This is a genomic window from Hominisplanchenecus murintestinalis, from assembly GCF_943193015.1.
Classification (GTDB): domain Bacteria; phylum Bacillota; class Clostridia; order Lachnospirales; family Lachnospiraceae; genus Hominisplanchenecus_A; species Hominisplanchenecus_A murintestinalis.
Genome location: NZ_CALPCM010000086.1, coordinates 1 through 4,358, shown reverse-complemented (window position 1 = coordinate 4,358; position 4,358 = coordinate 1). Strand labels below are relative to the sequence as shown.

Annotated in this window: 7 protein-coding genes; all 7 read left to right on the top strand. The window is 37.3% G+C overall.

Annotated features, from left to right (window positions below; all coding sequences use genetic code 11):
* The first annotated feature begins 336 nt into the window (after window positions 1–336).
* The 7 genes from NFR99_RS14720 to NFR99_RS15505 all read left to right on the top strand — a co-directional run bounded on the left by NFR99_RS14720 (window position 337) and on the right by NFR99_RS15505 (window position 4,029).
* Window positions 337–696, top strand: coding sequence for a helix-turn-helix domain-containing protein (locus NFR99_RS14720; protein ID WP_158605012.1), 360 nt, complete (start codon window positions 337–339; stop codon window positions 694–696).
* Window positions 677–1,189 carry an ImmA/IrrE family metallo-endopeptidase gene (locus tag NFR99_RS14715; RefSeq protein ID WP_251354027.1) on the top strand — a complete coding sequence of 171 codons (513 nt, stop codon included), beginning with the start codon at window positions 677–679 and terminating at the stop codon, window positions 1,187–1,189. Before NFR99_RS14720 ends, NFR99_RS14715 begins: the two co-directional genes overlap by 20 nt.
* 263 nt (window positions 1,190–1,452) lie before the next feature.
* Window positions 1,453–1,728 carry a hypothetical protein gene (locus tag NFR99_RS14710; protein WP_251354026.1) on the top strand — a complete coding sequence of 92 codons (276 nt, stop codon included), beginning with the start codon at window positions 1,453–1,455 and terminating at the stop codon, window positions 1,726–1,728.
* A gap of 60 nt (window positions 1,729–1,788) precedes the next feature.
* Window positions 1,789–1,953 (top strand): hypothetical protein, encoded by a 165-nt coding sequence (locus tag NFR99_RS14705; protein WP_251354025.1) that lies wholly within the window; start codon window positions 1,789–1,791, stop codon window positions 1,951–1,953.
* Window positions 1,954–2,043: 90 nt separating this feature from the next.
* On the top strand, window positions 2,044–3,366 hold the full coding sequence (locus tag NFR99_RS14700) for an SNIPE associated domain-containing protein (protein ID WP_251354024.1): 1,323 nt from the start codon (window positions 2,044–2,046) through the stop codon (window positions 3,364–3,366).
* A 128-nt stretch (window positions 3,367–3,494) separates the two neighbouring features.
* The gene (locus tag NFR99_RS14695) at window positions 3,495–3,767 is read left to right on the top strand and encodes a hypothetical protein (protein ID WP_120486479.1); all 273 of its coding nucleotides are present in this window, start codon (window positions 3,495–3,497) and stop codon (window positions 3,765–3,767) included.
* Entirely contained in the window at window positions 3,751–4,029 is a 279-nt protein-coding gene (locus NFR99_RS15505) for a DUF4160 domain-containing protein (protein WP_120486480.1), read from the top strand. Before NFR99_RS14695 ends, NFR99_RS15505 begins: the two co-directional genes overlap by 17 nt.
* The last annotated feature ends 329 nt before the right edge of the window (window positions 4,030–4,358 follow it).

Below are 4,358 nucleotides of genomic sequence, written 5' to 3'. Positions count from 1 at the left end.
GTGTTACAATTCATTTTAGATACCTCTCTGTTCAATAAGATTTTCACTAACCTGCAAGTCAGTAATCTTATTTTACTTTGAGGTATTTTTTTCTCAACCTTCTTTCTTGGAATTCCCTATACTTGAATTATACAGGAAGCTCCTGTGTCTTTTTTCCTCTTAATTTCACAAGTTTTCTGCCTATAGCATTTGAGTCCATTTCAAACAATAAACCATCCCCCTTTCACTCACATTTCGTGTTTCCTTTCATAATGTACACGTTTTGTAAAATTAGTTCTTGATTTTTTTCACGAAATGTGTAATAATCTAATTACACAGTAAAGGATGGTGGGGAAAATGCCTGAATTCAAAGATATGCTTAAATACTTTCGTATAAAAGAAGGTTTGTCTCAAAGTGAACTTGCTGAAAAATTAGGAATGTCAGCATCTCGTATAAGTATGTACGAAGTAGGAAAACGAGAACCTGATTTTGAATCAGAGGAAAAAATAGCCGATTTTTTTAATACAGATTTAAATACTTTGCGTGGAAGAGACGTTGAAACAAATTCAAATAAAATTTCTGATCCCGATATTCGAAGAATCCAGCGTGCAAGAGAAAAAATGTCAGAACAAGAAAAAAGCAAAATGATGAAGATCCTTGAAGCTTCATTTGATGATTACTTTGGAGATGATTTTATTGACGAAGATAATGATTGAGCGCGCAAGAAGGAATGAAATAAAAAACGTTGTTATCAACGCTTTAGTTCATGCAAATGTCCCATATTTACCTGTAGATGTAAAAAAAATTTGTAAATCCTATGAATTTATTCGCTTAATACCTTTCAGTGTTCAAATGAAACATCGTGGAATGTCTTACGAAGAAATTCTGGCTCAATGTCAAACAAAAGATGCCTGTGCGGATTACTATGCTTTAAAAGATAAATACATTATTTACTACAACGATATTGATAAAGTTGCTTTTATAAACTCAAACAGATATCGCTGGAGCATAGCTCATGAACTTGGTCATATTTTACTTAATCATCATAAAATCTCTGACAAAATGAGGATTTTTAGATTTAATTTATCTAATGAAGAGTACAACCACTTCGAGGCAGAAGCCGATTATTTTGCCCAACTTCTATTAGTTCCACATGCCGCATTATTAGGTTTTAAAATAAGTACCTCTAATCAACTACAAATTATGTAAAATATCAAGTCCTGCATCGCGGAGGCGATACTATGAATTTATAGAATGGAAATCACACCTAAACGCGAAAGACCAGTACGATAAGAGAGTGTTTTCATACTACTCTTATTATATATTTAAGCGAAAATGTAAAAATTGCGACGCAGGAATTGTACAACGCTATGGGAAATACTGCCCTATATGCGGTTTCAAAAATACTTTAGAATGGGGAGATGGCGATAAAATGAAATATCCTTTCCATAGAAACTCATGAAAACGGAAAATTGACAAAATGTCCTATTTGCGGTAACGAAGTTACTGGTATTACAGGTAACTTCTGCCAAATATGCGGAATGAATCTGGTAAATAAATGTGTCTATGATGGATGTCAAAATACAGAAATACTCTCATCAAATGCTCGTTATTGTCCTATTTGCGGCGAAAAAAGTGCATTTTATAATAACAATTTGTTAAATTCTTGGGATTATAACAATGCTGAATCACCTGATGCTTTTATGAATATCCCTGATGATATTGATGAAGAATTACCTTTCAACTGAGCTTTAGCTATGGAAACGATTGCGTTTTAATAAAAATACTATAAAGAAAGAAGGACGGTTATGGGAATTACTGACATATTTAAAACAAAGCAATTCAAAAGCGATGCAGAACGGCTAGCTGATGAAAATGCATATCTTAAATCCTTGCTTACGCCAGAAATGCAACACGCGCATCAAATCCGCGATGAAATTCTTCGTTTGAATACCGAAAAGCAACATTTATAAAAAGAATTAAGCGATGTAAGAAAAGATTATGACAAATTGAATCGCTCTGTTGACTCTTTAGATGCGGCTATTAGGGAAAAGCAGAAGTATTTGGTTATACTTGATGATGAAATGCTGTATCAGGAATTTGGCTTATATACTCCGGTTTACAACCTGATGAACTCCGAAGCATACAAAGACAGACTCCAGGTTGTCCGGCAAAATCAGAAGTTGATGATAAAGAACAATACTGCCTCCAGTTTTCCTACAAATTTTACGTACAATAACAGTCTGGCTCAGGAAAAAAAGCTGGTCGCCGATAATGTGAAACAAATACTAAGAGCTTTCAACAACGAATGTGAGGCGATTATTGATAAAGTAAAATTCAATAACGTAGAATCTATCCGCAAAAGAATTATCAAATCCTGTGAAGATTTAAATAAGCTAAATTCCAAGATGCATATAGCAATTACCCCGTCCTATCTTGATTTAAAGCTTCAGGAAATGAATCTTTGCTATGAATATGCAATGAAAAAGCAGGAGGAAAAAGAAGAAGCCCGCAGAATCCGTGAAGAACAACGTGAAGCCCAAAAACTTCAGCGGGAAATTGACGAGGCAAGAAAGAAAAGTGAAAAGGAACGGACTCACTACAGCAATGCCTTGCAAAGAATCCTTTCACAAATGGAACATGCATCTGTTACTGAACGGGAACTTTTAGAAAGCCGTCGCACCGAAATTGAAAATCAGCTTTCTACTATCGAAAATGAACTTAGGCAAATTGACTACCGCCAGGCAAACCAAAAAGCTGGATATGTGTATATCATTTCCAATATTGGTTCTTTTGGGAAAGATATTTATAAAATAGGGATGACTCGCCGCTTGGAAGCTACTGACCGCGTGGATGAGCTTGGTGACGCTTCCGTTCCCTTTACCTTTGATATCCACGCTATGATTTTTAGTGATGATGCCCCTGCTCTCGAAGCAGCTCTGCATCGGGCATTTGACTCTAAAAAAGTAAATATGGTAAATACTCGTAGAGAATTCTTCCACGTGACGCTTGAGGAAATTGAAGAAGTTGTGCGTAAAAATTATGATAAAACAGTGGAATTTGTAAAGACTCCCGCCGCCGAGCAGTATAGAGAATCACAAATGATTCGCCGCGGTATAGGAGTTCCGGAATTAGAGCACCAGGAAGTAGAGGTTTCTGATATTGTTCCCGCAAGACAGCAAATTTCCCGTGCCGTTCCCCAAAACCAACAATCTTGTAGCAAAGGAGCAAATCTGGCTACGCCGTCATCAAACCTAAAGCAAAAACGTACATATTCATCTAAGGAAATACTTCGTACAAAATGGGGAACTTACAAAATTCCTGAACCGTACAAAGTTGATTTTACCAGAGGACCCCGGCATGATTTGACAAAGATAGCTGATTAAAATAAAAAACCTCCCCTGCGCAACAAAAACCTGAAAGTAATCAAACGTAGGAAAACATGATTAAATCGCTTCGGCGTTTTAATCACCGCGCCAATTCGAACACTTTTAACAGAAAGGAGATTTTTATTATGATGTACCCATTTATGACACTCAACGATGACACCGAAATTACCCATTCCGAAATGAAACCAGATGGAAAGGTAAAGGTCTATATAGAAACGCCAGATGAAAAATATTGTTTTCGTCATGCCACATGCTGGCTTCCTGCTTACAAGTGGGAGGATATTTATCACTTTTCTGAAACGGATATTGCAAAATTCCAGGAAATTATAGAATCAACCGCTCATCTTATTTTGGAATTCTCTCAGGAAGGAGGATTTTGCAATGCCGCAAATCTTTAGATTCGGTTCTTATTGGGTCTATTTCTGGACAAATGAAAACAAACCGCTTGAACCAATACATGTCCATATTTCACAAGGACATCCTTCCGCTAACGCAACAAAAATCTGGATTACAAAAACAGGTAAATGCTTGCTTTGTAATAACAATTCAAAAATACCAGAGCGAACACTCCGAAATATGATGCGTATGATTGAGGCCAGAAATACCGATGTTATTCAAAAATGGTTGGAGTATTTCGACGAAATCAGGTACTTTTGTTAAAAGCAAAAACCGCCCCTGCGCCAACAGGAACGGTTTCCACATAGATTCCTATACAGTCCCGGAGGACGGTATAAAACCACTCAACAGGAAAATTATACCACAAACCTCCTGGGCTTGCATAGCCCATTTTTTATACCCATTTTACGTTTTAAGGAGGAACGAACTATGGCAAAACGAAAGAAATACCCGAAGCTCCCCAACAGCTTCGGCTCCATCAAGTACCTCGGCAGAAACCGCCGCAACCCCTACGGTGTCTACCCGCCCTGCACGGAGTTCACGTTAGACGGCATACCTGTCACAAAGAAAGCCCTCTGCTACGTGGACGACTG

Bases quoted from the DNA above. Each gene is read 5' to 3' on its own strand.
- NFR99_RS14720 (WP_158605012.1), top strand. From the start codon at position 337: ATGCCTGAATTCAAAGATATGCTTAAATACTTTCGTATAAAAGAAGGT.
- NFR99_RS14705 (WP_251354025.1), top strand. From the start codon at position 1,789: ATGGGAATTACTGACATATTTAAAACAAAGCAATTCAAAAGCGATGCA.
- NFR99_RS14695 (WP_120486479.1), top strand. From the start codon at position 3,495: ATGATGTACCCATTTATGACACTCAACGATGACACCGAAATTACCCAT.
- NFR99_RS15505 (WP_120486480.1), top strand. From the start codon at position 3,751: ATGCCGCAAATCTTTAGATTCGGTTCTTATTGGGTCTATTTCTGGACA.